Raw genomic sequence first — 25,852 nt, 5'->3', positions numbered from 1 at the left:
TCGGGCAGCGAATGGTGGAGGGGGCTCAACGCGAGCGCTGCGTCCGCGGATAACCCCCTCCGGCACGGCTTCGCCGCGCCACCTCCCCGTGCCGGGGAGGAGTTGGTGACCCGTCTGACCACTGCGCTCGCCATCGACGGCGACGCCTTCCGCGCTAACGCGGCACATAACCGTGCTCTGGCCGAGCGGCTTCGCAGCGACGTCGCCCGCGCGGCGCTGGGCGGCAACGAGAAGTCGCGCGCGCGGCACACCGACCGCGGCAAGCTGCTGCCCCGCGACCGCGTCGAGCGGCTGCTCGATCCGGGCAGTTCGTTCCTCGAGATCGGGCAGCTCGCCGCGAACGGGCTTTACGACGACGAGGTGCCGGGCGCCGGAATGATCGCCGGTATCGGCCGGGTCGTCGGCCGCCAGGTCATGATCGTCTGCAACGACGCGACGGTGAAGGGCGGCACCTACTACCCGCTGACCGTCAAGAAGCACCTGCGCGCGCAGGAGATCGCGATGGAGAACCGCCTCCCGTGCATCTACCTGGTCGACAGCGGCGGCGCCAACCTGCCGCACCAGGCGGAGGTGTTTCCCGACCGTGACCATTTCGGGCGGATCTTCTTCAACCAGGCGCAGATGAGCAGCCTCGGCATCCCGCAGATCGCGTGCGTGATGGGCAGCTGCACCGCCGGCGGCGCCTATGTGCCCGCGATGTCGGACGAGACGATCATCGTTCGCGGTCAGGGCACGATCTTCCTGGCCGGCCCGCCACTGGTGAAGGCGGCGACCGGCGAGGTGATCTCGGCGGAGGAACTGGGCGGCGCCGATACCCATGGCCGCCGGTCGGGCGTGGTCGATCACGTCGCCGAGAATGACGATCATGCGCTGACGATCGTGCGCGACATCGTCGCGACCCTGCAGCCGCAGCCGATGCCCGACGTCAACGCCCTGCCGGTCCGCGCGCCGATGTTCGCCGCGGAGGAGCTCTACGGGATCGTCCCCGACGATGTCCGCGCGCCGTACGACGTGCATGAGGTGATCGCGCGGATCGTCGACGGATCCGACCTGCACGAATTCAAGGCGCTGTACGGCACCTCGCTGGTCTGCGGCTTCGCGCACATCCACGGAATGCCGGTAGCGATCCTCGCCAATAACGGCGTGTTGTTCAGCGAAAGCGCGCAAAAGGGCGCCCATTTCATCGAGCTCGCCTGCCAGCGACGTATCCCGCTGCTGTTCCTCCAGAACATCTCCGGCTTCATGGTCGGTGGCCGCTACGAGGCGGAGGGGATCGCCAAACACGGCGCCAAGCTCGTCACCGCGGTCGCCACTGCCAGCGTGCCGAAGCTGACGGTGCTGATCGGCGGCAGCTTCGGCGCCGGCAACTACGGGATGTGCGGCCGCGCCTATTCGCCACGCTTCCTGTTCAGCTGGCCGAACAGCCGGATCAGCGTGATGGGCGGCGAGCAGGCCGCCAGCGTCCTCGCTACCGTGCACCGCGATGCGGACAAGTGGAGCGCGGAGGAAGCCGAGGCGTTCAAGGCGCCGATCCGCGCGAAATACGAGGACGAGGGCAACCCCTGGCACGCAACCGCGCGGCTGTGGGACGACGGCATCATCGACCCGGCGCAGACCCGTGACGTGCTGGGCTTGGCGCTGGCCGCGGCGTTGAACGCACCGGTGCCGGAGCGGGCGAATTTCGGGGTTTTCAGGATGTAGGGAACTGGGAGGCTGCGGTTCGGCCTTGCGACCCTCCGCAAGGCTCAACGCCAAGTCGGCGTAGCCCCTCAGAACCGGAACGCCGTCTCCACCCCGACATAGTTCGTATCGTTGAACCCGGCCCGTGTCAGGACCGATCCCGCGCGCAGGTGCTCCGCCCAGATCGCGCCGGTCAGATGCTTGCCGATCTCCCATTTCAGGTCGACGCGCAGCAATTCGCCGATGTCCTTGCCGCGGACCCGCTGGGTGCCGGCATAGGGGTTGCCCTGGTTGTTGTAGACCGCATCGAATTCGTTGCTGCGGCGGAGCCATTCGATTTCGGTGGTGAGGGTCAGTCCCTTGGCGGGCGTGATCCGGAAATTGGGTCCGACCGTCTTGAGGTTGGTCGGGCCGAAGAACACCCCCCAGCTGAAATAGGGTGCGGGCGCATAGAAATAGTTGAAGTTGCGCAGCGGCCCGGTGCCGTAGGCGCCCCCGCCGGAGGTGACGTCGACGTGCAGCCCGACGCGTGGATGCAGCGCGCCCTTGTCGAGCAGGTAGCCGAGATTGGTGAACACCGCCTGCGCGTCGATGTCGCGCCCTGCGAAGCTGCCGCCCTGGCCCAGCGCGGTGATGTCGATCGTCCCGTCGCCGATCGTGCCCCACAGCCGCGCGCCGTAGAAGCTGCGGTGTTCGCGGCCGACCGTCGTGCCCCAGCGCTGCGCCGCCTTGTGATACCGGAAGACGAACGGGTCGAAGAACAGCTTCGCCCCCGCGAACGCCGGGACGACGAAGCTGGTGGTGGCGCCGTCGATGCCCTCGTCGGGATTGGTCGGGTCGTCGAACGCATGGCGGCCGAGCCTGACGGTGTTGAAGCTGAACAGCGTCGCGCGCGCCTTGGTGCCGTTGATCGACAGGCGGACGCCGTCGAGCACGCTGTAGATATCCGGCGCTGGTCGAATGTTGATCAGGATCGGCGGTCCATCCATGAACTCCTGCCGCCCCACGCGCGCACCGAGCAGCGTCCCGCCAATCGTCCCGCTCGCCTCGGCGAACAATTGCTGCACGAACAGCGCGTTGCGCTGGTTGGGCGTGATCGCGAGCGGGTTGGCGCCGAACACCTGCGCACTGTTCAGCTCGCCATAGACCCGCAGGTTACGGCCGAGATGGACGTCGGCGCCGATCACGGTGCGGACCAGGAACTGATCCTGATCGCGACCGCGGCGAAGCCCGGGATCGGTGACGTAGTTCAGCCGCACGCGGTTTTCCCCGCTGAGCGTCGCATAGACCGCGCCGTCGCCTGCGATCGGGATGAACTTCAGCGGGTCGAACAACTCGCGCGGCGCATCCGCGGGGCGGTTGCGCAGCCGCGACCAATCCTCCGCCCACCGCGACTGGAAATAGCGCCCGACCCGCGGGCCGAGCCCGGCCGCAGGCGTCGGGTAGACGGTCGCGATCGCGGGCACCGGCTGGGTCGCGGTCGGCGGCGCCGATACCGCGGCGGTGGGCCCGGTCTGGGCGTGAGCCGCCTGGCCGAAGAAGATCGTGGCGGAGGCAAGCACTGCCGCGGCGAAGTGAATCTGCATGGATGCGTTCCGTAATCGAGACCTCGCCGATCGACCAGACGGGGCGACCGGCCGGAGGTGGCGTTCAGCCTGACGGGGTGGTCAGCTTAACGAGGCTGGCGATCGACATCTGGACGCCGTTGACGCCCAGCGTCACGCCATTAGCGGTGCTGACCACTTCCGACACCACACCGCTCGACGTGATCGTCACCGGCACGTCGCTGCCACCGAAGTCGGTCGCTGCGATCGCGAGCTTGTAGGCACCCGCGGGGGCCTGCTCCCCGGAGGCGAGCTTGCCGTTCCACGTGACCGTGCCGGTGCGGTCGAGCTTGTCGATCGGCAGCGTCGCGACGATCTTGCCCTTGTCGTCGGTGACGGTGCCCTTCAGCGAGGCCACTGTGCGCTCGACGGTGTAGCCCCAGCTCGGCGGCGTCTTGTCGGACAGCCCGGCGACGTCGCTCGCGAACTGCGCGGTGTTGCCGATCAGGCCGGTCGCCTGCGACAGGCTCTGGGTCGACAGCTGGGCGAGGATGTTGTTGAGCGTCGTGGTCTGCTGGATCGTCTGTTCGACCTGCGAGAACTGCGCCAGCTGCGACGCATACTCGGTCGATTCGATCGGCTTCAACGGATCCTGGTTCTGCATCTGCGTCGTCAGCAGTTTCAGGAACATGTTATAGTCCTGGCTGCTTTTCGCCATCGCGGTGCTGCTCGCGGTGGGGGTGGGCGTCGGCGTGGATACGGTGTTGGTGGTGGCGTCCATGGGAACTCCTCAAGCCATCATGTCGATGCGGCCGCTGGCGGCGCGGGGGCGGTGATCGGGATCGTCCTGCGTATCGGTCGGCCCGGCGTCGCCGAAATGGACCCGCGCCGGATCGCGGCGCTGCCCGGATTGGCCCGACGACGCCTGCTCGCCGCCGCCCGACCGCGTGTCGAACCGCAGGCTCTGCGGATCGGAACGGACGCCCGCGTCGGTCAGCGCGCGGTTCAGATCTGCACTGTCGCGGCGCAGCAGATCGAGCGCCGCGGGATTGTCCGCCGCCACCACCGCGCGGAGCCGCCCGTCGTCGTCGAACGACAGCGTCACGTCGATGCGCCCCATGTCCTTGGGGTCGAGGCGGACGGTGATCGTCTCGCCCCCGCCGGTCGCGGCATGACGCGCGATGATCACGCCCATCTCGTGGCCGATCTTGCCGGGCTGTGCGGCGACGGTGCCGGCCTCGCGGGGAGCGGGCGGGGTAGGCGTGGCCGGCGGTGAGGCGGGCGCGAGCGCGGCCTGGGTGGGCATCGGGGCGGTCGGCGCGAGGTCTTGCACGGCGGCAGGTGCCGCAGCGCGCGGCTCGGCAGGTGCCGCCACGTGTGAGGCGAAGTCGGCCGGTGCCGGCTTGGCGGCGACCGGGACGGGCCCGGCCGGATCGGGAGCCGCGGCGAGCGATGGGCCGGCAGCGGCAGCGACGGCTTGAACGGGTGCTCTCGGCGGCGCTTCCGCCTCCGCGACTGGGGCAGCCGGCGCGTGCAAGACGGGGTCTGGCGCCGAGGGTATCGGCTGGGCAGTCGTCATGGCGATCGGCAGGTCCATCACCGTCGCTAGCTCGATCGCCGGAGCCACAAGCTCGTCGGTTTTCCGATCACGGGCAGGTGCGCCATCGCGCCTTTCCACTGGAGCTGCGACCGGGGGGGAGTTGGCGATTTCGGTCAAGCCGATGCCGTGCTCCTGCGGACGCAGGAGCCCAGGGCCAGCAACGTCCGCGCCCGCTAACCTGGGTTCCTGCGTTCGCAGGAACACAGGGCGATGGGGAGCCGAGGACTCCTGCTTCGACGGTGCTTCCGCCTCCGCCGTCACCGGCTCTGCGGCCACTGAGGAGGCTTCGGTCGCCGGGAGCTTGGCGGGCGCCGCCCCGGCCACGACGATCGAGGCAGGTGGTGACGGCGACAAGAGTAGCGTGGCGGTATCCGGGACGGGAGCGTCCTTCTCGGAAGCTTCGGCGGCGCCGGCTCGACGCGGTGTTTCCCCGGTGTCCGTGACCCGCACCGGTGCAGTCGCGGCGGAAAGCGATGGCGCCTGTACGGCTACAGTCGCGGCAACCGCCGCCGTTTGAGAAGGGCCGGGCGCCACGATTTGAGACGCAGGCACCCGCACCGGCACGGCAGCCGCAGGTTGAAGCGAGATCGTTACGTCCCATCCGGGATTTGTCGCGGGAGCGGGCTCTAGTTTCGGCCTTGCCGGTCGAGCCTCGGCCCCCGGCACGCCATCGTCCGCCGGAATGTTACCGTCGCCCACCACCAGGATCGCTGGCGGTGCTTTCGCCCCGACCGGGCGGGCGGTAGGTACGGGAGCGGGCGGCACGACGTCGGGCACCGGCGCCTTGCCCTGCGGTTCGCTGACCACGAGGATCGCGGGTGGCGTATCGCGGAGCGACTTGGGTCCGATCGTCGGCGCCGGCATCGGCGTCATGATTGGTTGCGCAGCGGCTGCCGTCGCCGGTGGTGATGCGATGTCATTCAGCACGCTAAGCGTCGCCGGAGTAGCCAGACCGGGCAGCGCCACCGTTGCTATCGGCGGTGTCGGGCTGCCCGGGATCACGGGCACCGCGTTCGCCAATGCCAGCCCGAAGTCACCCGCCGTTGCGGGCGTAGCGGCGGGAACACCCGCGCCGGGGGCCGGGGGTAGGAAGAAGCTGGTCGCAACCGACGGCATCGATGTCCTTTCCGGCCGCAGGCGACCAATGCTGCATTATAGGACGATTGCGCATCGACCGGGTCGTTCCCCGGTCAGGCGTGGCCGATCGTCCCCAGCGAGCGGATCCGGGCGCGGGCGTGGACCTCGTTCTGCGACAGCACCACGGTGGCGGGGCGGACGCGCTCGATGATCGATCGCACGAACGGGCGGATCGCGGGGTTGGTCAGCAGGCACGGGATCTCGCCCTCGCCCGCCAGCCGATCGAGCGTCTCGCGCACCGCCGCCAGGAACGCGTGGAGCCGCGACGGCGCCATCGCCAGCTGGCGGTCGTCGCCGTGCCCGACGATGCTCTCCGCGAACGCCTCGTCCCATTCGGGCGACAGCGTGACGATCGGGATCGCCCCGTCGCGCGATTGCTGTGCCGAGATCTGCCGCGCCAGCCGGCCGCGGACATGTTCGGTCATCTGGCTGAGGTTCGACGTGATCGGCGCCGCCTCGGCGATGCCCTCCAGGATCGTCGGCACGTCGCGGATCGAGATCCCCTCGGCGAGCAGGTTCTGGAGGATTCGCTGCACCCCCGAGATCGATATCTTGGCGGGGACGATGTCCGCGACCAGCTTGTCGGATTCCTTGTGGACCTCGTTCAGCAGCTTCTGGGTCTCGGTGTAGCTCAGCAGGTCGGCGATATTGTCCTTCACCAGCTCGGTCAGGTGGGTGGTGATGATCGTGCCGCAATCGACCACGGTCAGCCCGCGCAGGCCGGCCTCGTCGCGCAGCTCGCGGTCGATCCACACCGCCGGCAGGTCGAACACCGGCTCGCGGGTCGGCTCGCCCGGCAGCGACAGCGGGCCACCGCCGGGGTTGATCACCAGCAGCCGATCGAGCCGGATCTCGCCGCGCGCCGCCTCGGTTTCCTTGATGTGGACGACATATTCGTTGGGCTTCAGCGCCATGTTGTCGATGATCCGCACCGCGGGCAGCACGAAGCCGTATTCGACCGCCATCTGCCGCCGGAGCGCGCGGACCTGATCGTCGAGCCGCGGCTCGCGCTGCGCTTCGTTGATGATCGGCAGCAGCGCATAGCCGATCTCGATCCGCACCGCGTCGATCGCCAGCGTGCGCGAGATCGGTTCCTCGGACGCGGTGGCGGCGGTCGCCGCATTGGCCTGGTCGATCCGGGCCTGCACGTCGCGCCGGTCGGCGGTGCGGCCCAGGTGCCAGGCCGCCCAGCCGCTCAGCCCCGAGAAGATCGCGAAGGGCAGGAACGGCAGGCCCGGCAGGATCGCAAGCAGCCCCATCATCACCGCGACCATCCCGAACGCCTTCGGAAAGCGGCCGAGCTGGTCGCCGAGCGCCGCGCCGGTCTTGCCGACGACGCCACCCTTCGACACCAGCAGCCCCGCCGCGATCGACACGATCAGCGCGGGGATCTGGCTGACCAGCCCGTCGCCGACGGTCAGCAGCGTATAGGTGTGGAACGCCTCGGCGAACGGCACGCCGTGTACCGCGACGCCCATGATCAGCCCGACGACGACGTTGATCGCGGTGATCAGCAGCGCGGCGACCGCGTCACCTTTCACGAATTTCGACGCACCGTCCATCGAACCGTAGAAACCGCTCTCCGCCTCGACCTCGGCACGACGATCGCGGGCCTGCGCCTCGTCGATCGTGCCGGCGTTCAGGTCGGCGTCGATCGCCATCTGCTTGCCGGGCATCGAATCGAGGCTGAACCGCGCCGCGACTTCGGCGATGCGGCCCGCGCCCTTGGTGATGACGACGAAGTTGATCACCACCAGGATCATGAAGATCGTCAGCCCGATCACGGTCTGGCCGCCGATCAGGAACTCGCCGAACGCCGCGATCACGCCGCCCGCGGCGTGCGCGCCCTCGTGCCCGTGGGCCAGGATCAGCCGGGTCGAGGCGAGGTTGAGCCCGAGCCGCAGCATCGTCGAGATCAGCAGGATCGTCGGAAACGCCGACAGCTGGAGCGGCTTGTCGATGAACAGCGCGGTCATCAGGATCATCACCGACAGCGTGATCGACAGCGCCAGGCCGAGATCGAGCATCCAGCCGGGCAGCGGCAGGATCAGCATGCCGATGATCGCGATCACGCCGACCGCGAGCGCCATGTCGCGATTGGCGCCGATCCGCTGGAGGAAGGTCGCGGCGGGAGTCATCGCGTTGGCGTCAAAGCGCCGGGGCGACGGGGATGCCCGCCTCGACGAAGGTCTTCAGCTTGTTGCGCATCGTCCGTACCGAAATGCCGAGGATCCCCGATGCCGAGGTGCGGTTGCCGTGGCAGCGCTCCAGCGTGCGCAGGATCAGCGCGCGTTCGACGTCGTCGACGGTGCGCCCGACCAGCGCGGCGATCTGGCCGTCGGCATCGACCGGCATCGCCGCGGTGGTGGCGAGCGCCGCCGCGATCAGCTCGCGATCGGGCGGCAGCGGCAGATAGTCGCGCGCCCCCGCCCGGATCGCGGCGACCGCGCGTTCGGCGGGCGCGTCGATCCCGCACGCCAGCACCGGGGTGGCGATTCGTTCCTGGTGCAGATGGCGCATGAAGCTCGCGACGTCGGCCAGGACGTCGATCATGATCACCCCCGCGACGGTGGTGCGGAGACGGTCGATCGCGTCCTCGGGGGTGTCGACCACCTCCACCTCGGCGCCGGCGTCGCGCGCCATCTCCGCCGCCCGCGCCAGCTGGGTCGCGGGCGCGCCGATCAGCAACAGTCGCACCGTTATCCTCTCCATCAAGCTCATCAGCGTTCCGACTGCACGATCTCGGTAAGGGTGATGCCGAGCGCATCGTCGATCAGCACGACTTCGCCGCGCGCGATCAGCCGGTCGTTGACGAAGATGTCGACGGGTTCGCCGACCCGCCGGTCGAGCTCGATCACCATTCCCGCGCTCAGCCGCAGCAGCTCGCCGATCGGCATCCGCGCGCGGCCGAGGACCGCCCGCACCCTTACCGGCACGTCGAGCACCGCGTGGAGATCGACCAGGTCGCTGACCGGCTTGGCCGAGGTGGGCGGGGCGGCGGCGTCTTCGGCGAACTCTTCGAAAAAGGCGACCGACTCCTGCTCGGCGATCGCGAAGGGGTCCGGGTCCGTCATTGGTTCCATCATGTCGGTTTCCATCATGCGTTCATCCACTGGCGGATCACGGAGGCGGCTTCGGGCGGGGACGCGACGATCGCGTCGCCGACCCGCTGGATCGCGCTGAGCTTGACGTTGCCGTCGACCTGCGCGAGCGCGATCTCGTCGTCGAGTTCGGTGCCCGACCGGCCGGGCAGCATCGGTGCGGCGGGCGCTGCGCTGGGCGCGGCGGGGCCGGACAGCGCGCCCGGCGCCTCGCGATGCGCCTTCAACAGCGCGGCGGGGCCTGGCTCGTCGTGGTCGCCCGGCCGCGATTTCAGCATCCTGAGCGCGACCAGTCCGACCGCCGCGATCAGCAGCAGCTTGGCGAAATCGACGATGCGGTCGAGCGGCAGCCGCGACATCAGGCCGGGCTTGTCGTCGTCCAGCGACGGATCCGCGGCGAAGCGCATGCTTTCGATCACGACGCTGTCGCCGCGCGCGGTGTCGATGCCGACCGCGTTCTCGACCAGCCGTTGCAGCCGCTGGATCTGCGCGCCGGGCAGCCCCTTGGCGCCGCCGTCGATCATCACCGCGACGGTCAGCCGCTTGATCTTGCCGGGCGCGCGCAGGACGACGCTGTGAGTTTTGCTGTTGTCGTAGGTGGTATCCTCCGACGTCTCGTCATGCGTCTCGTTGCGCGCCGCGCCCGGCGTGGCCGGCACCGCCTGCGCCTCGGGCAGCTGCTGCCCGACGCTGGCGGCCTGCGCACCCGGCTGGGTATCGGTGTTGAGATCCTTGGTGCCGACCGTCACCTGATGCGCGATGACCTGCTTGTCGGGATCGAACATGTCCGACTCCTCGCGGGTCTGGTCGCGGTCGATATCCGCGGAGACTTCGGCGCGGACCTTGCCCTCGCCGACGATCGGCTGGACGAGCGCCTCGATCTCTTCGCGCATTTTCGCCTCGACCGCGGCTTGCCGCTCGTCGGCGGCGCCGGAGCCGGCGGTCCCGGCCTCGCCGGCCCGGGCGAGCAGCGCGCCGGTCTGGTCGACCACCGAGACCGATTCGGGGGCGAGTTCGGGCACCGAGGAGGACACGAGGTAGCGGACCGACTGTACCGCCTCGGCGGACAGGCGACCCTTGGTCTTCACCGTCACCGCCGCGCTCGCCTTGGCGGTGTCGGTCGCGAACATCGCGCGTTCGGGCATGACGATGTGGACGCGGGCGCGGGTGACGCTCTGCAGCGTCTCGATCGATCGGGCGAGTTCGCCCTCGATCGCGCGGGTCTCGTTCATCTTGGCGCGGGTAGCGCTGACCCCGAACGGCTCCTCCTGGTCGAGCACCTCATACCCGATCTTGCCGCCGAGCTTCTCGCCCGCCATCGTCATCCGCAGCTCGGCGAGCTTCGCCTCGGGCGCCATGATCGCAGTGCCGTCCGCGGACAGCTGGAAGGGGATGTTCTGCGCCTTCAGCTTGTCCGACATCACCTCGGCGGCGGCAGGATCGAGATCGGTGTAGAGGAACCCCAGCTTACCGTCGTCGCCGCGCAGCGCGACCATCGCCAGCACCGCGAGCAACGCCGCCGCCACACCGCCCATCAGGATCAACCGCTGGCGACCGATCTGCGCCACCATTGTTCTCACCTGATCCAAGCGACACCCCGTCAGAAACGTTCTTCGTCGGAGTTGTTATAGGCGGGCGGCGAGGCGGCAGGTTCTGCCGGGCGGTAAATCTTGCCGGGGGGTGGGGGAGTGGCAGCACGCGGATTAAGATCCTCCCCTGCAAGGGGAGGTGGCTGGCGTCAGCCAGACGGAGGGGTGACCCGCTGTCCGGATAGGCCATCACCCCTCCGTCAGTCCTGCGGACTGCCACCTCCCCTTGCAGGGGAGGACGATCGCATAGGGAAAATGGCTGTCCAGTCGGGCAGCATTTTGCGGTCGCAAAGCGAAATCTTCGTCACCCCGGAACAAGTTCGGGGTCACGGGAGCGGTGTAACAAGGCCGCAATTCACAGGCGATAGCCCTCTCCTAAAGAGGAGGGGTTAGACGATCACAACGCCGCGAACACCGGGGCCAGCGCCGCCTCCACCGCGGCGGTACGCTCGGCGGCATCGAGGATCATGCCACCCTGATCCCAATGGATGTGTGCGTCGGCGAACGCGCAGGCGGGGTCCCCGCGGACGGTGATGCCCAGCCGCCGGCGATCGCCCGACTGGCGCACCGCGACCAGCCGTTCGAGCTCGCCCGCCAGCGACGGGTGGACCACCACCTGGATCTCCTGCCCGCGCGCGACTTGGCGGAGGACGCGGCCGATCGCCTCGTCGATCGCGGTCGCAGGGGCCTGGTCGATCATCCGCGCGGCGATCATCCCCGCGGCGAGCCGCGCGACTTCCGCGGCGCTCACCGCGGTCTCGTCGGCGATCCGGTCGAGCTGCGTATAGACCTCCTCGACCGCGGCGTGCAGTGCGTCGGTGGCGGCCAGCAAGGCAGCTTGGCGTTCGGCATTCGCCTGCGCCAGCCCCGCCTCGAACCCCGCGGTGCGCGCGGCATCGATCGCCGCGTCGCGGTCGCCGCTCGCCAGATCGGCCTCGAGTTCGGACACGCGCCGGCGCAGCGTCGCCATGTCGGCATCGCCGAGCGGCATGCTGCCGGCGTCGAATACCTGATCGAAATCGAACCGGCGGATGCGGAAGGGTGCGTTCATCGTCTGGTCCTCACACGATCATCGTATCGTCGCTCTTGGGATCGACGAGCAGGATCTCGCCATTGTCGGCGAGCGTCTTGGCGAGGCGGACCAGCGCGTTCTGGGCTTCCTCGCAATCGCGTGCGCGGACCGGGCCCATCGCCGCCATGTCCTCGCGCATCAGCTTGGCCGAGCGTTCGGTCATCGTGCTCATGAACAGCTGCCGCATCGATCCCGGCGCGCCCTTCAGCGCCAGCGCCATCTGCCGCTTGTCGGCCTGCCGGACGATGGTCGATACCGCGCTCGGCACCAGGCTGCCGAGATCCTCGAAGGTGAACATCAGCGCGCGGATGCGTTCGGCGGATTCGGGGATGCTCTCGTCCAGCGCGCCGAGCATCGCCTCCTCGGTCTGGCGGTCCATGGCATTGAACACCTCGGCCATCGCCTCGTGCGGATCGCGGCGCTGGGACCGCGAAAGGTTGCTCATGAATTCGCTGCGCAGCGTCTGCTCGACCTGGGTGAGCACTTCCTTCTGCACCGTCTCCATCCGCAGCATCCGCTGGACGACGTCGACCGAAACCTCTTTCGGCAGCTGGCCGAGCACGCGCGCGGCATGATCCGGCTTCAGCTTCGACAGCACCACCGCGACGGTCTGCGGATATTCGTTCTTCAGGTAACCGGCGAGCAGCGCCTCGTTGACGTTGGACAGCTTGTCCCACATCGTCCGGCCCGCCGGGCCGCGGATATCCTCCATGATCTCGCGGACCCGGTCGCCCGGCAGGATGCCGTCGAGCAGGCGTTCGGTCGATTCGAACGAGCCGTGCAGCGCGTTCATACTCGCCATTTCGCCCGAAAAGCTCACCAGCAGATGTTCCGCGACGCTGGCGGGCACGCGGCCGAGGTGCGACATCGCGGAGGACAGGTCCTTCACCTCCTCGGTGGAGAGATGCTCCCACACCGAGGCGCCGTGTTCGCGACCGAGCACCAGCATCAGCGCCGCGGCGCGTTGGGCGCCCGAATATCGCTTCAGCTCGGGCGGCTCGCCCATCGCGGTCACCATGTTCATCGAATCCGTCGCTCCCCGGGGCTTCGGAAGGGGGCCGCGCCCGATCCGACCGTCTCGATGCTATTATAGGAGTGAAGACGGCATGCGGGCGTGCCGAGGAGCAACGAGTGGTCAATCTTTCCAGCGCATCGATCGGGCTCAGCCTGCTGAGCCGGAACAACGTCCTCGGGCAGCTGTCCGGCAGCGCGGTGAGCGTCGAATCGCAGGCGGTCCGCAAGGCGCGTGCGGCGTTCAAGACCGATCCGGTGACGCCGCCCTGGCGCGCCAAGCCAAGCACAGCGCCCGCCTCGACCGCAGTGGCATCGGTGAAGGCGATGCGCACCGTCATCGACCGCGCGGCCGGCGGGATCGATCCCGATATCCAGACCAGCTTCACCACCTACAAGGCGCTCGATCGGCTGCGGGTGCTGGCGGAGGCCGCGGCGAAGCCGACCACCGGCAGCGCCGAACGCGCGTCGCTGCAAAAGGCGTTCGGCAAGGGCACGACCGACCTCGAAGCGTTCCTGGCCAAGGCGCCGTCTTCGCTGATCGACCTGTCGTTCGTGCGATCGGCGAACCGGGCGCAGACCGTCGCGGTCGCGTCCCCGTCGACCCTGAGCCGTACCACGATCGCGGGCGAGGGCATTCTCGCCACCCGGTTCGCGGCGCTGCCCGGCGTCACCGGCACCGAACGCTTCCGGATCGATCTGGCCGATGGCCCGACCCGCGACAGCGTGGTCGTCGATCTCGCCGCCGGCGCGCAGCCGCCGACGCTCGACAGCCTGTCGACCCAGATCAACGATGCGATCCGCGCGATCCCGCGGCTCGATGCCAACGGGGCGCCGGTGGTGGATGCGGCGGGCCAGCCGGTGCCGCGCTATGCGGTCACCGCCGTGCCCGCCAAGACCGGGGACAAATGGGGCTTCACGATCGAGCGCGGCGGTTTCGAGACGATCGCGATCGATCAGATCGGCGCGGGCGATGCGATCATGATCGCGAACGGCACCACCGCCAGCGGCCCGACCGGGACTCGCCTGCCGACCACCGCGCTGGTGTCGCGCATCGACGATCCCGCGGGGGAGATGACGCGGCGGACGCTGTCGACCTTCGCCGCGACCGACGAGGGCGCGACCGAGCGGCTGAAGATGATCGCCGACGCCGATCCCACCAAGAAGATCAAGGCGGTCGATGTGGGTGCCGCTACCTCGGTCGGCGCGGTTGCGACCGATGCGCTGGGGTTCAGCTATGTGGTCGGCACGACGTCGGGCGATTTCGGCGGCAACCTGTCCGACGGCGGCGACGACCTCTACCTCACCAAGCTCGACAGCGAGGGGCAGACGGTGTGGCGCCGCACGCTGGGCGCCGGCGGAATCGCGACCGGCGCCGCGGTGACGATCGCGCCCGATGGCGGCATCGTCGTCGCGGGCAGCGTCACCGGCGGCTTCGGGGCCAACGTCGCCGATGGCGACATGCTGGTCGCACGCTACGACAGCTTCGGCGAGGAGCGCTTCTCGACGCTGGTCCGCGCAGCCGGCGTCGATACCGCGAGCGCGGTCACGGTCGGCGCGAACGGCACCATCTATGTCGGCGGCCGAACCGACACCAATGGCGGCGATGCGGTGCTCAGCCGCTTCGGCGCCGACGGCAAGCTGGCCGAGCGTCGGGTGCTGGTCGGCGCCGGCAATGGCGGAGTGAGGGCGCTGGCGGTCGCGGGCGACGGCGCGCTGCTCGCGGTCACCGGCGATGCGGGGCGGGCGACGCTGCGCAGGATCGACGGCGACGATCTCACCGCCGATCTGGCGACGCTCGACCTCGGCGTCGCCGACGCACGCGCGATCGCGGTCGCCGCCGACGGCGGCATCGTCGTCGCGGGCGCCACCGACGGGCAGCTCCAGGGCGCGCAGGTGAACACCCGCAGCGGCAACCGAGACGCCTTCGTCGCGCGGGTCGACGCCGCGCTGGCGGGGGCCGAGGTCACCTATGTCGGCTCCGGCGCCGACGACCAGGCCGACAGCGTCTCGATCCTCGGCGACGACATCTATATCGGCGGGCGCACCGCGGGGGCATTTGCGGGCACGCGGAACGGCACCGTCGATGCGTTCGTCGCGCGGATCGACGCCGCCACCGGCGCGATCGGGCGCGTCAGCCAGTTCGGCACAAGCGACGCGACTGCCGAACCGGTGCAGGTGGTCGGCGTGCAGGGCGGCAACAGCGTGCTCGGCGCGCTCGGGCTGCACCGCGGCACGCTGACCCCGACCGACGCGGTGACGCTGCCCGCGCAGACCAGCCTGCGCGCGGGTGACGAATTCGCGATACGCATCAACAACGGCGCGGCCCGCAAGATTACGATCGCGGCGGGCGAGACGCTGACCACCCTCGCCAACCGGATCCGGACCCTGATCGGCACCCGCGCCGCGACGGTCACGACTCCGGCGAGCGGCCCCGGCCGCGCGCTCCGGATCGACCTGAAGCCGGGGCAGGAGATCGAACTGATCGCCGGCGGCACCGGCAAGGACGCGCTGCCCAAGCTCGGGCTCGATGCGCGGCGCTTCGCCGGGCTGCCGGTGGTCGACGAGAACGCGCCCAAGGTGCGGCCGGGAGGCAATTTCGGGCTCGATCTCAGCGCCGCGATGCAGATCGGCACCAAGGCCGATGCCGCCGCCTCGCTCGGGCGGATCACCCAGGCGATCTCGACCAGTCAGTCGGCCTATCGCTCGCTGTACTGGGACGACGTGAAGGCGCTGCTGGTCGACACCCCCGTGGGATCGAAGCGCAAGGGCGGATCGACCGCGATCGAATCCGCGCAGCTCGCCAATTATCAATCGGCGCTGGCCCGGCTGACCGGTGGCACCGGCAGCTCCTACGGGTTCTGAGCGCGATGCCGACGATCATCACCGCGATCGCCCGCGAGATGAAGCACCTCGCCGAACGCCAGCGCGTCGTCGCGCAGAACATCGCCAACAGCGAAACGCCGCGCTTCAAGGCGTGCGAGGTCGCTGCGCCCGATTTCTCGGCGTTGCTTGCGGGGCAGGGCTCGGGCGGCGGCCAGACTGTGGTGGTCCGCCCGCACGTAGAGATCACGGGTGGCATGGCCGCGCTCGGCGCCCGCCGGCCGCGCGGGGCGGGGACGATCCTCGATCACGATGTCACCGAAACCAAACCCGACGGCAACAACGTGACGCTCGAGGATCAGCTGCTCAAGATGGGCCAGATCCAGGCCGATTTCGCCGCGATGACCAACCTCTACCGCAAGCAACAGGCGCTGCTGAAGACCGCGATCGGGCGGGGCGGCGGCTAAACCATTTGCGCGGCGACGATCGCGGCGACGTCGGCGGTCTCCAGCGTGTCCAGCGCCAGTTCGTGTTCGGGGGCGGTGGAGTAGCCGAGCATGCGGCCGTCGCGGCCGACCGCGACCGCGAGGATCCGGTAAGCGTCGCCTTCGCGGACCAGCACGAGGCCGCCTGCCTGTGGGAAGCGATCGGGATCGACGATCACCGTCGCCTGGCCGGGCAGGCCGCCGCCGAGCGTCGGCCGGCCGACCCGCATGCCGAACGCGCGGGCCCCGGCAATCGCGGGGGCATCGATGCGCAGGCCGGTCGGGGTCATCGCGATCAGCCCGTCGGTCAGCGGCGCGCCGAACACCGGCACGGTGCGCCTGGCACCGTGGCGCGAGGGTTCGACCTCCGGATGGGTCTGGCGATCGTCTCCCGCCTGGCGCAGCTCGATCGCGAGCGCCGCAACCCGCTGGCGGGTGCGCGCACGGCGCTGCTCGGCGCCGGTGATCGAGGCGAGGAAGCGATTGAGCCCGCCGTCGCGGTAGAAACCCAGGATATGCTCGCGCAACGCCGCCTCGTCGGCGACGTCGAACAGGCGGCAGAGATTGCCGACGGTCTGGTCGTTCCAGCGCGACAGGCCCTTTTGCGCATTCTCCACCCGCGACAGGATCACCGGTGGGATGCCGAAATCGCGGTCCATCGTTGCCGCGGTCAGCCGGCTGTCGGCATCGCGACGCGCGCGCACCGCCGCGGCGAGCAGCATCGCGAACTCGGCTTCTTCCAGGCTGTCCGATGCGGTGCCGTCGGCGAAGGGGATGAACCAGGTGGCGATGTCGAACGACGGCGAGTCGACGTCGAGCAACAGCTCGGTCGGCGCGATCTCCAGCGCGCGAGCGATACGGAGCAGCTCGTCGGCGCGGGCGAAGACCTCGCCGCGCTCGATCTTCGACAGCCGGATATAGGGAATCTGCGGGATCGTCGCGGCGAAGGCGAACAGCCGCGGATGACCGCGCCTGATCCGCTGTTCGCGGACGCGGTTCGGGAACACCACCGACCGATAGGGGTCGACGACGATACCGTCGTCAGCCGAGCCTTCGGTCTGGGCAGCGCCGAGGGTCATGCCGCGGCGCCCGCGATGGCGACGGCGGGGTGGAATATCGGTCGGGTCGGATGAAATTGGCTGCACGGTCCTGTCCTGACGACGCGTCGATCACGTGTAAATACCTAGTGGACCGATACCGGATATTGCGTGAAAGGAAAGAGCCAGACGATATGCATTCTTACTATTAGTGGATCGAAGCCCCTTCCGCTTCGCAGCGCAGCAGCGCCCAGATGCCGTCATCGGCCATGGGAAGCACGGTGGTAGCGCGACCATGCTGCCCCGCCAGCGCCAGCAGCCAACCCGCATCGGCGGTGCCGGCGGCGGGCAGATCCGCGGTCAGCGCGACCCCGGTGCCATCGGTGACGATGCTGACCCCGGCGGTGTTCGCCGGGCAGATCTGCGCCGCCTGCAACATCAGGAAAAGCTCGTCGGCGGCGACACATAGCGCGTCGAGCGCAGGACCGGCGGGGGCCGAGGCGCAGAGCTCCCGGCTACCCTGTTCGTGCGGGGCGAGGCGTTGATCCCATAGCAGGATCGGCAGGTTCAGCGGCCAGCCGTCGCTCGGCACCGCCAGCGCCAGCATGGGGGAGTCGCTGACCGCGAGCAGACCCCAGGAAAGGGTAGCGATATCCTGTACCACGCGTCGGAAGCGTGGGTCGAGTCGCGTCCCGCGCCCGAAGGATCGCTCGCCGATATGTTGCGGTGCCACGCCGATACCTTTCCAGATCCTTACCCTCATCATAGGACGGTATAGGGGCCGGCGGTGGCGGTGCCTCCATTCTTGCTCAATTAAGTGGCGGGAGGGACGCTCCCGCCATCACGATCAGGCCGAGACGGTGCGGCTCTCGGCAGCGGCAGGAGCGGCGACCGGGCGCTGCCAGCGCGGCGTTGCCAGGTGCGGCGTGCGCTGGGCGATCTCGGCGATCGCACCCGCCGCCCGCTTGGCGATCTGGCGCGACCGCTCGCGCACCGCATCGTCGGCGGACGCCGCGGGAGTTTCGACATCGTCCGACAGGCGCCGCTCGATCGCCTCGCGGTGGAGCGCGATCTTCTCCTCCAGCGCGGCGAGCTCGGTCGGATCGATCGGGTACATCGTCGCACGCAGCCGCGGCTGGGAGAGATCGGCGGGGCGATCCGCCTTGTCGCGGGCGCGACGCTTGAGCTGATCCATGCCGACCGCGCGGAGATGGTCGACATACTGATCAATCAGCATCGTCCGGGTGCGCCCCGCCAGATAGGCGGCGGCGCCGGCTTCGGTCCGCTCCAGCGCGTCGGCATCGACGATCATCGATTCCAGCGAGTCGTCCTCGCCGACGCCGGCGCTCAGCGACACGGTGGTCGCGGCGACCTTCTTTGCGGACGGGCGCTGATCGGTCATCAGGCGGAAGCGCAGGCCCTGCAGCTCGCCGCGCAGTTGCCAGTTCACGAAGGTCGTGAACTGCGCCTTGGAGGGGTCATAGGCTTGGATCGCGCGGTGAACGCCGATTGCGCAGCACTGCTCGGCGTCGTCCCAGTGCGCGACCAGACCATACTGGCGGATGAAGTGGCGGATGCGCGGCGCGATCAGCTTGAGGATCGCGGCGAAGGCGCGATCGCCCTCGACACGCTGACGATTGGTCTGGCGAGCGTCGCCCACCGGGGTGTTCAGGATGACGGTGGCGACGGCGGCTTCCAGCGCCGCAGTGATCTTGGACATGGCAGTTTCCCCAAACTCGATCGCGAGAAGATCGCGTTCGAACGAGGTCCCTTTTCGCCGCCAATGGTTAACATCCGGTATAATATCCCAGACGGCTCCAAACTATCCTATGCAAGATGCGTTGATCCGGAATAGCGGTCCACGCATACCTTGCGGTCGAGATAGCCGAGCAGCCAGCTACGGTGGGCGGCGCTGGCGTCGCCGACCTCGGCGATCCGCCGCTGGCTGACCGGCTGGCCGACCTGCGCGTCGAGCAGGACACGCGCGCGAGCCTGGCTGAGCCCGCCCTGGCGGAGGAAGCGGATCGCGTCGCCGAGCCCCAGATGATGGCCGAGATAGGCGAGTCGCGCGGTGGCACCCATCTCGCCCGCGGTATCGACGCCGGCACGGCGCAGCCCGTCGAGGTTGCGGCGGGCATAATCGGCGATGCCGTTGATCGATGCGACCGCGTCGTAACGCAGCGCCAGCAGCGCCGGAAGGGCGCTCGCGAGAACCTGGCCATTGCCGCCGAGCCAGCCCTCGCCCCGGGCATGCGCGTTGAGCCAGGTGCCGCCGGTCTCGGCCAGCCCCTCCCAGGTGCGGCTGAGAAATTGTCCGAGCCCCGCGGCGCTCGATCGCGGATTGCGCGAATAGACCTGCCAGCTGCCGTCGCGCGCCTTGCCGGCCTCGGCATCGACGATCGCGGCGAGCGCGGGGGCGGGGATGCCGGTGCGCGCGGCGGCGTCCTGCAGGGTCTGCGTATGGCGAGCGTTGATGCCGAGCCCGGTGAGCCCCCCACGGCCGGCTTCGTCGGGATCGACCTCGCGCGGCAGCGGGTCCTGCGGCATCAGCCGCAGCACCGCCGGGCGCGATATAGGCCCGGCCGAGGGCGTGTCGGGCTGGCGCTGCAATTGGTCGAGCAGCGCGTCGAGCGGGTTGCGGCGCTCGACGCGGTCGGCGCGGGTCTCGCGGTCGTCGCCGCTGCCCATCGCCGCCTGCCACAGGTCGCGCGAAACCGCCGACTGCGCCTCGCTGTAGATCAGCGCGGCGCGTCGGGCGGGGGTCAGGGCGTGCAGCGCGGCGCGGTCGATCATGGCGGCGACGCGCTCGCCATAACGACTGCCGGTCGCCACGCACGGCGGCGGTATTGTGCCTCCCGCGCATAGCGGGCTGCGGTTACCTCGTCGATCGCGCGCTGCTCGACCGCTGCCGCAGCCTGGTCGGCGGCGTCGCGGTAGCGACTGGCCGCGCTTTCCACCGCGTTCAGCGAGCCGTAGCATTCCACCGCGCGCCGTCGCAGCACCTCCAGCCGCGCATGGGTCTCTTCCCGCTCGACCAGCAGCCGTTCGCGGTGGTCGCGCGCGCGCAGGAAATAATGCTGGGTGGTCAGCGTCGGTTCGCTGATCGCCAGCAGGCTTTCCTCCTCCAGCGTCCGTTCCGCCGCGATGTGCTGCGCATCGATCCGCTGAAGCTCGAGTACCGCGTCGCCGATCGCGCGGCGGATCCGTTCGACCTTGCGCTCCGCCAGGCGTAGCGCGGTGTCGTAGGGGGTGGTCATGCCGCGACTTCGGCGGGTTGCGATTGCAGCAGCGCCGCGAGCGCGGCGAAGATATCGGCCGGGTTCGTGCGCTCGCGCTTGCCCTGCTTCAGCAGCGCCTCGATCTGCGGAGCGAGCCGGATCGCCTCGTCGACCTCCTCGTTCGATCCTGCCTTGTAGGCGCCGAGCCGGACCATCTCCTCCATGTCGCCATAGGTCGACAGGATGCGACGGGCGGCGAGGCGGATCGCGTTCTCGTCCTCGCCGTGGCAGGCGGGCAGGGTGCGCGAGATCGATTTCAGCACGTCGATCGCGGGGTAGCGGCCGCGCTCGGCGATGCGGCGGGTGATGACGACATGGCCGTCGAGGATCCCGCGCACCGCGTCGGCGACGGGTTCGTTGTGGTCGTCGCCGTCGACCAGCACGGTGAACAGCCCGGTGATCGATCCCTGGCCGGGCAGCCCGGGGCCGGCCCGCTCCAGCAGCCGGGGCAGTTCGGCGAAGACGGTGGGCGGATAGCCCTTGGTCGCGGGGGGCTCGCCGGACGCCAGCCCGATCTCGCGCTGCGCCATCGCGAAGCGGGTGACCGAATCCATCAGGCACAGCACCTTCAGCCCCTGGTCGCGGAAATGTTCGGCGATCGCGAGCGTCGTCCACGCCGCCTGGCGCCGCATCAGCGCGGGCTCGTCGGAGGTCGCGACGACCACCACCGAGCGCGCCAGCCCGGCCTTGCCGAGATCGTCCTCGACGAATTCCTGCACCTCGCGGCCGCGCTCGCCGATCATGCCTATCACCGCGACGTCGCAGTCGGCCCAGCGCGCGAGCATCGACAGCAGCACCGACTTGCCGACCCCGGACCCTGCGAACAGGCCGAGCCGCTGGCCGTCGCAGAGCGGCGCGAACACGTCGAGCGCGGCGACCCCGGTGTCGATCTTGGCGCCGACGCGGGCGCGGCTCGCCGCGGCAGGCGGGGTGGCGCGGATCGGCCGCGCGAGCATGCCGCTAGGCAACGCGCCGCCGCCGTCGATCGGGCGGCCGAGCCCGTCGACCATCCGGCCGAGCCACGCGTCGCTCGGGCGGATCGTGAGCTGGCCGGCGGCGAGCACCGCACGGGCGCCGCACGACAGGCCCTGGGGTTCGCTGAACGGCAGGCAGTGCGCGACCCCGTTGTCGAGCCCGGTGACCTCCGCATCGATCGTCGTGCGCGCCGCGGCGATGCGGATGCGCGAGCCGATCTGCGCGGCGCCGGAGAGCCCCGCGACCTCGATCAGCGATCCGCGCACCGCGATCACGGTGCCGTAGCGTTCCTCGACCGGCATCGCGCGCAGCGTGGCGGCGGCGGCGGCAAAGGCGTGGATCTTGTTCATTGGGCGAACTCCTTCTCGCCGCGAGCAAGCGCGGCGGCTTCATAGTCGATGAGGGCGCGGCAGCTGCCGAGCGCACGATAGTAATCGCCGATCGCGACGTGCTGCGCGAAGTCGAGGCAGACGGTGCGGGCGCGGGGGGATTCCAGCACGCCGAGCAGGTCGCCGAGCAGCGCCACGACCATGTCGTGGTGGATCGTGCGGCCGGGCTCGTCGATGTAGCTGAGCATGCAGGCGAGATAGAGCCGGCGCGCCGGCGTGGTCGCGTCGGTGGGGTTCATGATCTCCCGACCGCGCAGGATCGCGACGCGGTTCTCGACCTCCAGCTCGACCCGTCCGCTGGCGCGCAGGACAGCGCCGTTGACGATCATCTGTTCGCCGTCCCTGAGCGATATCCGCAGTGTCACCCGCTGTCTCCCATCCAATAATTGAGCTTATAGGATGCATAGCGCAATAGCGGACATCGGTCGGCAATTTTTGCCGGGCGCCGATCATTCCTCCCCGGCACGGGGAGGTGGCGCGGCGAAGCCGTGACGGAGGGGGATCTCCCCGGACGCTGTGCTCTCGGCCCGCCCCCTCCACCATTCGCTGCGCGAACGGTCCCCCTCCCGGGTCGGGGAGGAATTACGGACGCGGCGACCAGCGGACCGACGCGCCTTCTATAAGGACCAGGACGGCGCGTGAGTGCCTTTCGCCTTGGAGAGCCCGATGAGCCTGTATTCCGCCTTGTCCGCCGGTGTCGCCGGTCTGTCCGCCCAGTCGAACGCGATGGCGTCGGTCGCCGACAACATCACCAACATCAACACGGTCGGCTACAAGAACGTCGAGACCCAGTTCAGCACGCTGGTCGGCGACACGACGTCGGGCAGCAAGTACAGCGCCGGCGCGGTGGTCGCGAGCGCGAAGGCGCTGATCTCCAAGCAAGGGCTGCTCGCGACGTCGGGCAGCACGACCGACCTAGGCATCGCCGGGCAGGGCTTCTTCGTCACCGCCGCCAGCCCCCGCGGCGGCGAGACGATGCAGCTGACCCGCGCCGGATCGTTCACGCCGGACAAGGAAGGCTATCTGAAGAACACCGCCGGCCTGTATCTGCAGGGCTGGCCGCTCGACGCGAAGGGTGGCTACGTCAACACCGGCAACACCGACGCGCTGACCGCGATCCGGGTCAGCGACCTGGGCGGCACCGCGACGCCATCGACCAAGATCCAGGCGCGGATCAACTTGATGAACACCACCTCAAGCAGCGATCCTGTGAAAGTCGCTGCCTACACGGCTGGCGATCTCGCCGACGGCACGCTGCCGTCGCAGTTCGGTGTCCCGATCGACGTCTACGACCAGCAGGGTGGTGTGCACCGGCTGCAGCTGAGCTACGCCAAGAAGGACGACAACGTCTGGATCGGCGAAATCCACGCGGTGCCGGCCAGCGACGTGACGGCCGCCAGGGGCGTGCTGGCGTCGGGCGAGATCAAGTTCAACGCCGATGGCAGCCTCGATCTGACCGGCAGCGATCCGGGCTATTTTAACGCGTTCACGCCGACCTGGACCAACGATGCTGGATCGCTGCCGATCAGCATCGAGCTCGGCACCGACAAGGGTACGACCGGGCTCACCCAGTTCGGCAGCCCTTCCACGCCCTATTCGAAGTTCGCCGATGGCGGCGTTCTCGGGAGCGTCGCGTCGATCGACGTGTCGACCACCGGCGTCGTTAGCGCGGTGTTCGCGGACGGCACCAAGCGCGCCGCGTTCCAGCTGCCGATCGCAACCGTGGCCAACCCTGATGGCGTCCAGCGGATCTCGGGCAACGCGTTCCTGCCGACGGTGGAATCGGGCACCTTCTCGATCAACGCGCCGGGATCGCTCGGCGCCGGGCTGATCCAGTCCAAGAAGCTCGAGACCTCCACCGCCGATCTGGCCGAGGAGTTCACCAACATGATCCGCTTCCAGCGCGCCTACAGCGCGTCGTCGAAGATCATCACCACGGTGGACGACATGTTGCAGGAAGTCAGCAACCTGAAGCGCTGATCGCCCGACACGCCGAACCCGTGACACTCTGACCGAAGGATACCGGATTGTCCGTCAGCGACATCCTCACCAGCGCACTGTCCGGGCTGAGCGCCGCACAGGCCGGGCAGCGGACGGTCGCGAACAACATCGCGAATGTCAACACGCCGGGCTATTCGCGCCAGCGCGTGTCGCTGGAGCCCGGCGTCAGCGGCGGCGGGCAAATCTTCGGCGTGGTGATCGGCGAGACCGAACGCGTCGTCGATCGCTTCCTGGAAGGCGCGGTCATCACGCGGGCGGGGGATGCCGGGCGGGCGGAGGTCAACGCCAGCTACCTTGACCGGCTGCAATCCTATTTCGGCGCGAACGGCGCGGAATCGGGCATGTCGGCGCGGATCGACGCGCTGGCGTCGTCGGCGCAGGCGCTGACCGCCGCATCGGGCGGCACCCAGACCAACATCGCGTTCGTCGGCACCGTCACCGACGCGATCGATTCGCTCCAGCAGCTCGCCGGCGACACCGATGGCTTGCGCGCCGATGTCGAGAGCGAGGTCGGCGCGAGCATCACCCGGATCAATTCGCTGCTGATGAGCGTCAGCGACCTCAACGATACGATCGCGAGCATGGCAGGGCTCAGCCGCACCACCGCGGCGCCCGAGGACCAGCGCGGCGCGGTGCTCCAGGAACTCGGCGGGCTGATCGGCATCACCACGCGGTCGCAGCCCGACGGCCGCATCGAGATCGACACCAGCAACGGCATCCCGCTGCTCGACCAGCGGCTGCGCCAGCTCGACTATTCGGGCAGCAAGGTCGGCATCTCGCAGCCGATCTACCAGGCGATCGAGGTGCGCTTCGCGGATCGGCAGGGCAGGATCGGCGCCGCGACCGGGCAGGCGCTCGACAGCCCCTCGATCGGCGGCAAGCTCGGCGGCCTGCTCGACCTGCGCGACCGGCAGCTGCCCGCGTTCAGCGAGCGGCTGGGGTCCTTGTACGGTGGCCTCGCGCAGACGCTCAACGCGGCGGCGAACGCCAACACCGCGGTGCCGGCCCCAGCGACGCTCGACGGCCGCGCGACCGCGCTGGCGGCGACCGACCGGCTCGGCTTCACCGGCGCCGCGACCTTCGCGGTGACCCGTAAGGACGGCACGCTGGTCGCCTCGACCCGCGTCGACTTCTCCGCGCTCGGCGCGTCGGCAACGGTGGGCGATGCGATCGCCGCGATCAACGCCGGGCTGGGCAGCGCCGGCAGCGCCAGCTTCGTCGCCGGCAAGCTGACGATCGCCGCGTCGGGCGCCGGCACCGGTGTCGTCGTCGCGCAGGACGAAGGCTCACCCAGCGCGCGCGCCGGGGTCGGCTTCTCGCAGTATTTCGGGCTCAACGATCTGGTGCGCAGCGATTCGAGCGCGCTGGTGCCGTCGGGCTTCGCCGCCGCGGACGCGCACGGCTTCGCAGCGGGGCAGGGGGTCGAGATCGCGCTGCGCGATCCGCTCGGCAACCTCATGTCGCGCTACACGCTGACCGGGTCGGGCGGCTCGACCTATGGTGATCTGGTCGACGAGCTCAACGCCAGTCCCTTGTCGCGCGGCGGTAGCTTCGCGCTCGATGCGAACGGCCGGCTCGATTTCACCCCCGTCAGCGGCAACATCGGCGCGAGCCTGTCGGTGCTGTCGGACTCCACCGAGCGCGCCGGCACCGGCCGTCGCTTCGCCTCGATCGTCGGGCTGACCGGCGGCGCCAGCGACCTGGCGACCGCGGCGGTGCGCCCCGATCTCGCTGCCGATCCGTCGAAGCTGCCGCTCGCCCGGCTACAGAACGTCGCGATCGGGCAGAAGGCGCTTGGTTCGGGCGACCGCCGCGGCGCATCCGGCTATGTCGACATGCTCGCCGGCACCGCGGATTTCGGCCGCGAGGGAGCGAGCTCGATCGCGCGCTTCACCGCCACGATACTCGGCGAGACCGGAGCGGCGGCGGCGCGCGCCAACGACAAGATGGTCGAATTCACCACCCGTCGTGACGACGCCATCGCGCGCCGCGACAGCGTGTCGGGGGTCAATATCGAGGAGGAGCTCGCGCAGATGGTCGTGCTCCAGAACAGCTACGCCGCCGCGGCGCGCGTCGTCACCACCGCGACCGACATGTACGATACCCTGCTCGCCATGATCAGATAAGGAC

Annotated in this window: 21 protein-coding genes; 5 read left to right on the top strand and 16 right to left on the bottom strand. The window is 69.5% G+C overall.

The window, feature by feature from the left end:
* Nucleotides 1–105 precede the first annotated feature (105 nt).
* Nucleotides 106–1,701, top strand: a complete 1,596-nt coding sequence (locus ACT009_RS07600; RefSeq protein ID WP_445193731.1) for a carboxyl transferase domain-containing protein — start codon at nt 106–108, stop codon at nt 1,699–1,701.
* Between the two features lie 68 nt (nt 1,702–1,769).
* Here the strand turns inward: ACT009_RS07600 and ACT009_RS07595 are convergent, their stop codons facing one another.
* The 9 genes from ACT009_RS07595 to ACT009_RS07555 form a co-directional block, all read right to left on the bottom strand.
* Nucleotides 1,770–3,266 (bottom strand): alginate export family protein, encoded by a 1,497-nt coding sequence (locus ACT009_RS07595; protein ID WP_445193730.1) that lies wholly within the window; start codon nt 3,264–3,266, stop codon nt 1,770–1,772.
* 64 nt (nt 3,267–3,330) lie between these two features.
* Nucleotides 3,331–4,005: a flagellar hook assembly protein FlgD gene (locus ACT009_RS07590; protein ID WP_445193729.1), complete on the bottom strand. Its 675-nt coding sequence runs from the start codon at nt 4,003–4,005 to the stop codon at nt 3,331–3,333.
* Nucleotides 4,006–4,014: 9 nt separating this feature from the next.
* Nucleotides 4,015–4,530: a flagellar hook-length control protein FliK gene (locus tag ACT009_RS07585; protein ID WP_445193728.1), complete on the bottom strand. Its 516-nt coding sequence runs from the start codon at nt 4,528–4,530 to the stop codon at nt 4,015–4,017.
* A gap of 1,484 nt (nt 4,531–6,014) precedes the next feature.
* Nucleotides 6,015–8,099, bottom strand: coding sequence for a flagellar biosynthesis protein FlhA (flhA, locus tag ACT009_RS07580; RefSeq protein WP_445193727.1), 2,085 nt, complete (start codon nt 8,097–8,099; stop codon nt 6,015–6,017).
* A gap of 10 nt (nt 8,100–8,109) precedes the next feature.
* Nucleotides 8,110–8,682: a helix-turn-helix domain-containing protein gene (locus tag ACT009_RS07575; RefSeq protein ID WP_445193726.1), complete on the bottom strand. Its 573-nt coding sequence runs from the start codon at nt 8,680–8,682 to the stop codon at nt 8,110–8,112.
* Nucleotides 8,682–9,035, bottom strand: a complete 354-nt coding sequence (gene fliN / locus ACT009_RS07570; protein WP_445193725.1) for a flagellar motor switch protein FliN — start codon at nt 9,033–9,035, stop codon at nt 8,682–8,684. The genes ACT009_RS07575 and fliN overlap by 1 nt, the downstream gene beginning before the upstream one ends.
* Before the next feature lie 23 nt (nt 9,036–9,058).
* Entirely contained in the window at nt 9,059–10,633 is a 1,575-nt protein-coding gene (fliF, locus tag ACT009_RS07565) for a flagellar basal-body MS-ring/collar protein FliF (protein WP_445193724.1), read from the bottom strand.
* 415 nt (nt 10,634–11,048) lie between these two features.
* Nucleotides 11,049–11,702, bottom strand: coding sequence for a FliH/SctL family protein (locus ACT009_RS07560; RefSeq protein WP_445193723.1), 654 nt, complete (start codon nt 11,700–11,702; stop codon nt 11,049–11,051).
* A gap of 10 nt (nt 11,703–11,712) precedes the next feature.
* Complete coding sequence (locus ACT009_RS07555) at nt 11,713–12,747, bottom strand: flagellar motor switch protein FliG (protein ID WP_445193722.1); 1,035 nt, start codon at nt 12,745–12,747, stop codon at nt 11,713–11,715.
* A gap of 107 nt (nt 12,748–12,854) precedes the next feature.
* Here ACT009_RS07555 and ACT009_RS07550 point away from each other — a divergent pair, with 107 nt between their 5' ends.
* Both ACT009_RS07550 and ACT009_RS07545 read left to right on the top strand, forming a co-directional pair.
* On the top strand, nt 12,855–15,599 hold the full coding sequence (locus tag ACT009_RS07550; protein ID WP_445193721.1) for a hypothetical protein: 2,745 nt from the start codon (nt 12,855–12,857) through the stop codon (nt 15,597–15,599).
* Between the two features lie 5 nt (nt 15,600–15,604).
* Nucleotides 15,605–16,024: a flagellar biosynthesis protein FlgB gene (locus ACT009_RS07545; RefSeq protein WP_445193720.1), complete on the top strand. Its 420-nt coding sequence runs from the start codon at nt 15,605–15,607 to the stop codon at nt 16,022–16,024.
* Here the strand turns inward: ACT009_RS07545 and ACT009_RS07540 are convergent.
* From ACT009_RS07540 to ACT009_RS07510, 7 genes are all read right to left on the bottom strand, one after another.
* Nucleotides 16,021–17,121, bottom strand: coding sequence for a helix-turn-helix domain-containing protein (locus tag ACT009_RS07540; RefSeq protein WP_445193719.1), 1,101 nt, complete (start codon nt 17,119–17,121; stop codon nt 16,021–16,023). The two genes, ACT009_RS07545 and ACT009_RS07540, sit on opposite strands and share 4 nt — an antisense overlap.
* 166 nt (nt 17,122–17,287) lie before the next feature.
* Nucleotides 17,288–17,812 carry a hypothetical protein gene (locus tag ACT009_RS07535; protein ID WP_445193718.1) on the bottom strand — a complete coding sequence of 175 codons (525 nt, stop codon included), beginning with the start codon at nt 17,810–17,812 and terminating at the stop codon, nt 17,288–17,290.
* A gap of 114 nt (nt 17,813–17,926) precedes the next feature.
* Nucleotides 17,927–18,799, bottom strand: coding sequence for a sigma-70 family RNA polymerase sigma factor (locus tag ACT009_RS07530; protein WP_445193717.1), 873 nt, complete (start codon nt 18,797–18,799; stop codon nt 17,927–17,929).
* Between the two features lie 107 nt (nt 18,800–18,906).
* Nucleotides 18,907–19,872 carry a peptidoglycan-binding protein gene (locus ACT009_RS07525; RefSeq protein WP_445193716.1) on the bottom strand — a complete coding sequence of 322 codons (966 nt, stop codon included), beginning with the start codon at nt 19,870–19,872 and terminating at the stop codon, nt 18,907–18,909.
* The gene (locus ACT009_RS07520; RefSeq protein WP_445193715.1) at nt 19,869–20,336 is read right to left on the bottom strand and encodes a hypothetical protein; all 468 of its coding nucleotides are present in this window, start codon (nt 20,334–20,336) and stop codon (nt 19,869–19,871) included. The genes ACT009_RS07525 and ACT009_RS07520 overlap by 4 nt, the downstream gene beginning before the upstream one ends.
* The gene (gene fliI / locus ACT009_RS07515) at nt 20,333–21,682 is read right to left on the bottom strand and encodes a flagellar protein export ATPase FliI (RefSeq protein WP_445193714.1); all 1,350 of its coding nucleotides are present in this window, start codon (nt 21,680–21,682) and stop codon (nt 20,333–20,335) included. The genes ACT009_RS07520 and fliI overlap by 4 nt, the downstream gene beginning before the upstream one ends.
* Complete coding sequence (locus ACT009_RS07510; RefSeq protein WP_445193713.1) at nt 21,679–22,086, bottom strand: flagellar biosynthesis repressor FlbT; 408 nt, start codon at nt 22,084–22,086, stop codon at nt 21,679–21,681. Before ACT009_RS07510 ends, fliI begins: the two co-directional genes overlap by 4 nt.
* A 301-nt stretch (nt 22,087–22,387) precedes the next feature.
* Between ACT009_RS07510 and ACT009_RS07505 the strand changes: the two genes are divergently transcribed.
* Together ACT009_RS07505 and ACT009_RS07500 are read left to right on the top strand one after the other, a co-directional pair.
* Entirely contained in the window at nt 22,388–23,701 is a 1,314-nt protein-coding gene (locus ACT009_RS07505) for a flagellar hook protein FlgE (RefSeq protein ID WP_445193712.1), read from the top strand.
* 47 nt (nt 23,702–23,748) lie between these two features.
* Nucleotides 23,749–25,848 carry a FlgK family flagellar hook-associated protein gene (locus ACT009_RS07500; RefSeq protein ID WP_445193711.1) on the top strand — a complete coding sequence of 700 codons (2,100 nt, stop codon included), beginning with the start codon at nt 23,749–23,751 and terminating at the stop codon, nt 25,846–25,848.
* Nucleotides 25,849–25,852 lie beyond the last annotated feature (4 nt).

This window comes from Sphingomonas sp. Tas61C01 (assembly GCF_052567495.1).
Note: the sequence above shows the minus strand (reverse complement) of the source record. Positions and strands in the feature narration are given on the sequence as shown.

Coding starts and splice junctions, on each gene's coding strand:
- ACT009_RS07595 (WP_445193730.1), bottom strand. CDS start 3,266: ATGCAGATTCACTTCGCCGCGGCAGTGCTTGCCTCCGCCACGATCTTC.
- ACT009_RS07590 (WP_445193729.1), bottom strand. CDS start 4,005: ATGGACGCCACCACCAACACCGTATCCACGCCGACGCCCACCCCCACC.
- ACT009_RS07585 (WP_445193728.1), bottom strand. CDS start 4,530: ATGCCCACCCAGGCCGCGCTCGCGCCCGCCTCACCGCCGGCCACGCCT.
- flhA (WP_445193727.1), bottom strand. CDS start 8,099: ATGACTCCCGCCGCGACCTTCCTCCAGCGGATCGGCGCCAATCGCGAC.
- ACT009_RS07575 (WP_445193726.1), bottom strand. CDS start 8,682: ATGAGCTTGATGGAGAGGATAACGGTGCGACTGTTGCTGATCGGCGCG.
- fliN (WP_445193725.1), bottom strand. CDS start 9,035: ATGACGGACCCGGACCCCTTCGCGATCGCCGAGCAGGAGTCGGTCGCC.
- fliF (WP_445193724.1), bottom strand. CDS start 10,633: ATGGTGGCGCAGATCGGTCGCCAGCGGTTGATCCTGATGGGCGGTGTG.
- ACT009_RS07560 (WP_445193723.1), bottom strand. CDS start 11,702: ATGAACGCACCCTTCCGCATCCGCCGGTTCGATTTCGATCAGGTATTC.
- ACT009_RS07555 (WP_445193722.1), bottom strand. CDS start 12,747: ATGAACATGGTGACCGCGATGGGCGAGCCGCCCGAGCTGAAGCGATAT.
- ACT009_RS07545 (WP_445193720.1), top strand. CDS start 15,605: ATGCCGACGATCATCACCGCGATCGCCCGCGAGATGAAGCACCTCGCC.
- ACT009_RS07540 (WP_445193719.1), bottom strand. CDS start 17,121: ATGACCCTCGGCGCTGCCCAGACCGAAGGCTCGGCTGACGACGGTATC.
- ACT009_RS07530 (WP_445193717.1), bottom strand. CDS start 18,799: ATGTCCAAGATCACTGCGGCGCTGGAAGCCGCCGTCGCCACCGTCATC.
- ACT009_RS07525 (WP_445193716.1), bottom strand. CDS start 19,872: ATGATCGACCGCGCCGCGCTGCACGCCCTGACCCCCGCCCGACGCGCC.
- ACT009_RS07520 (WP_445193715.1), bottom strand. CDS start 20,336: ATGACCACCCCCTACGACACCGCGCTACGCCTGGCGGAGCGCAAGGTC.
- fliI (WP_445193714.1), bottom strand. CDS start 21,682: ATGAACAAGATCCACGCCTTTGCCGCCGCCGCCGCCACGCTGCGCGCG.
- ACT009_RS07505 (WP_445193712.1), top strand. CDS start 22,388: ATGAGCCTGTATTCCGCCTTGTCCGCCGGTGTCGCCGGTCTGTCCGCC.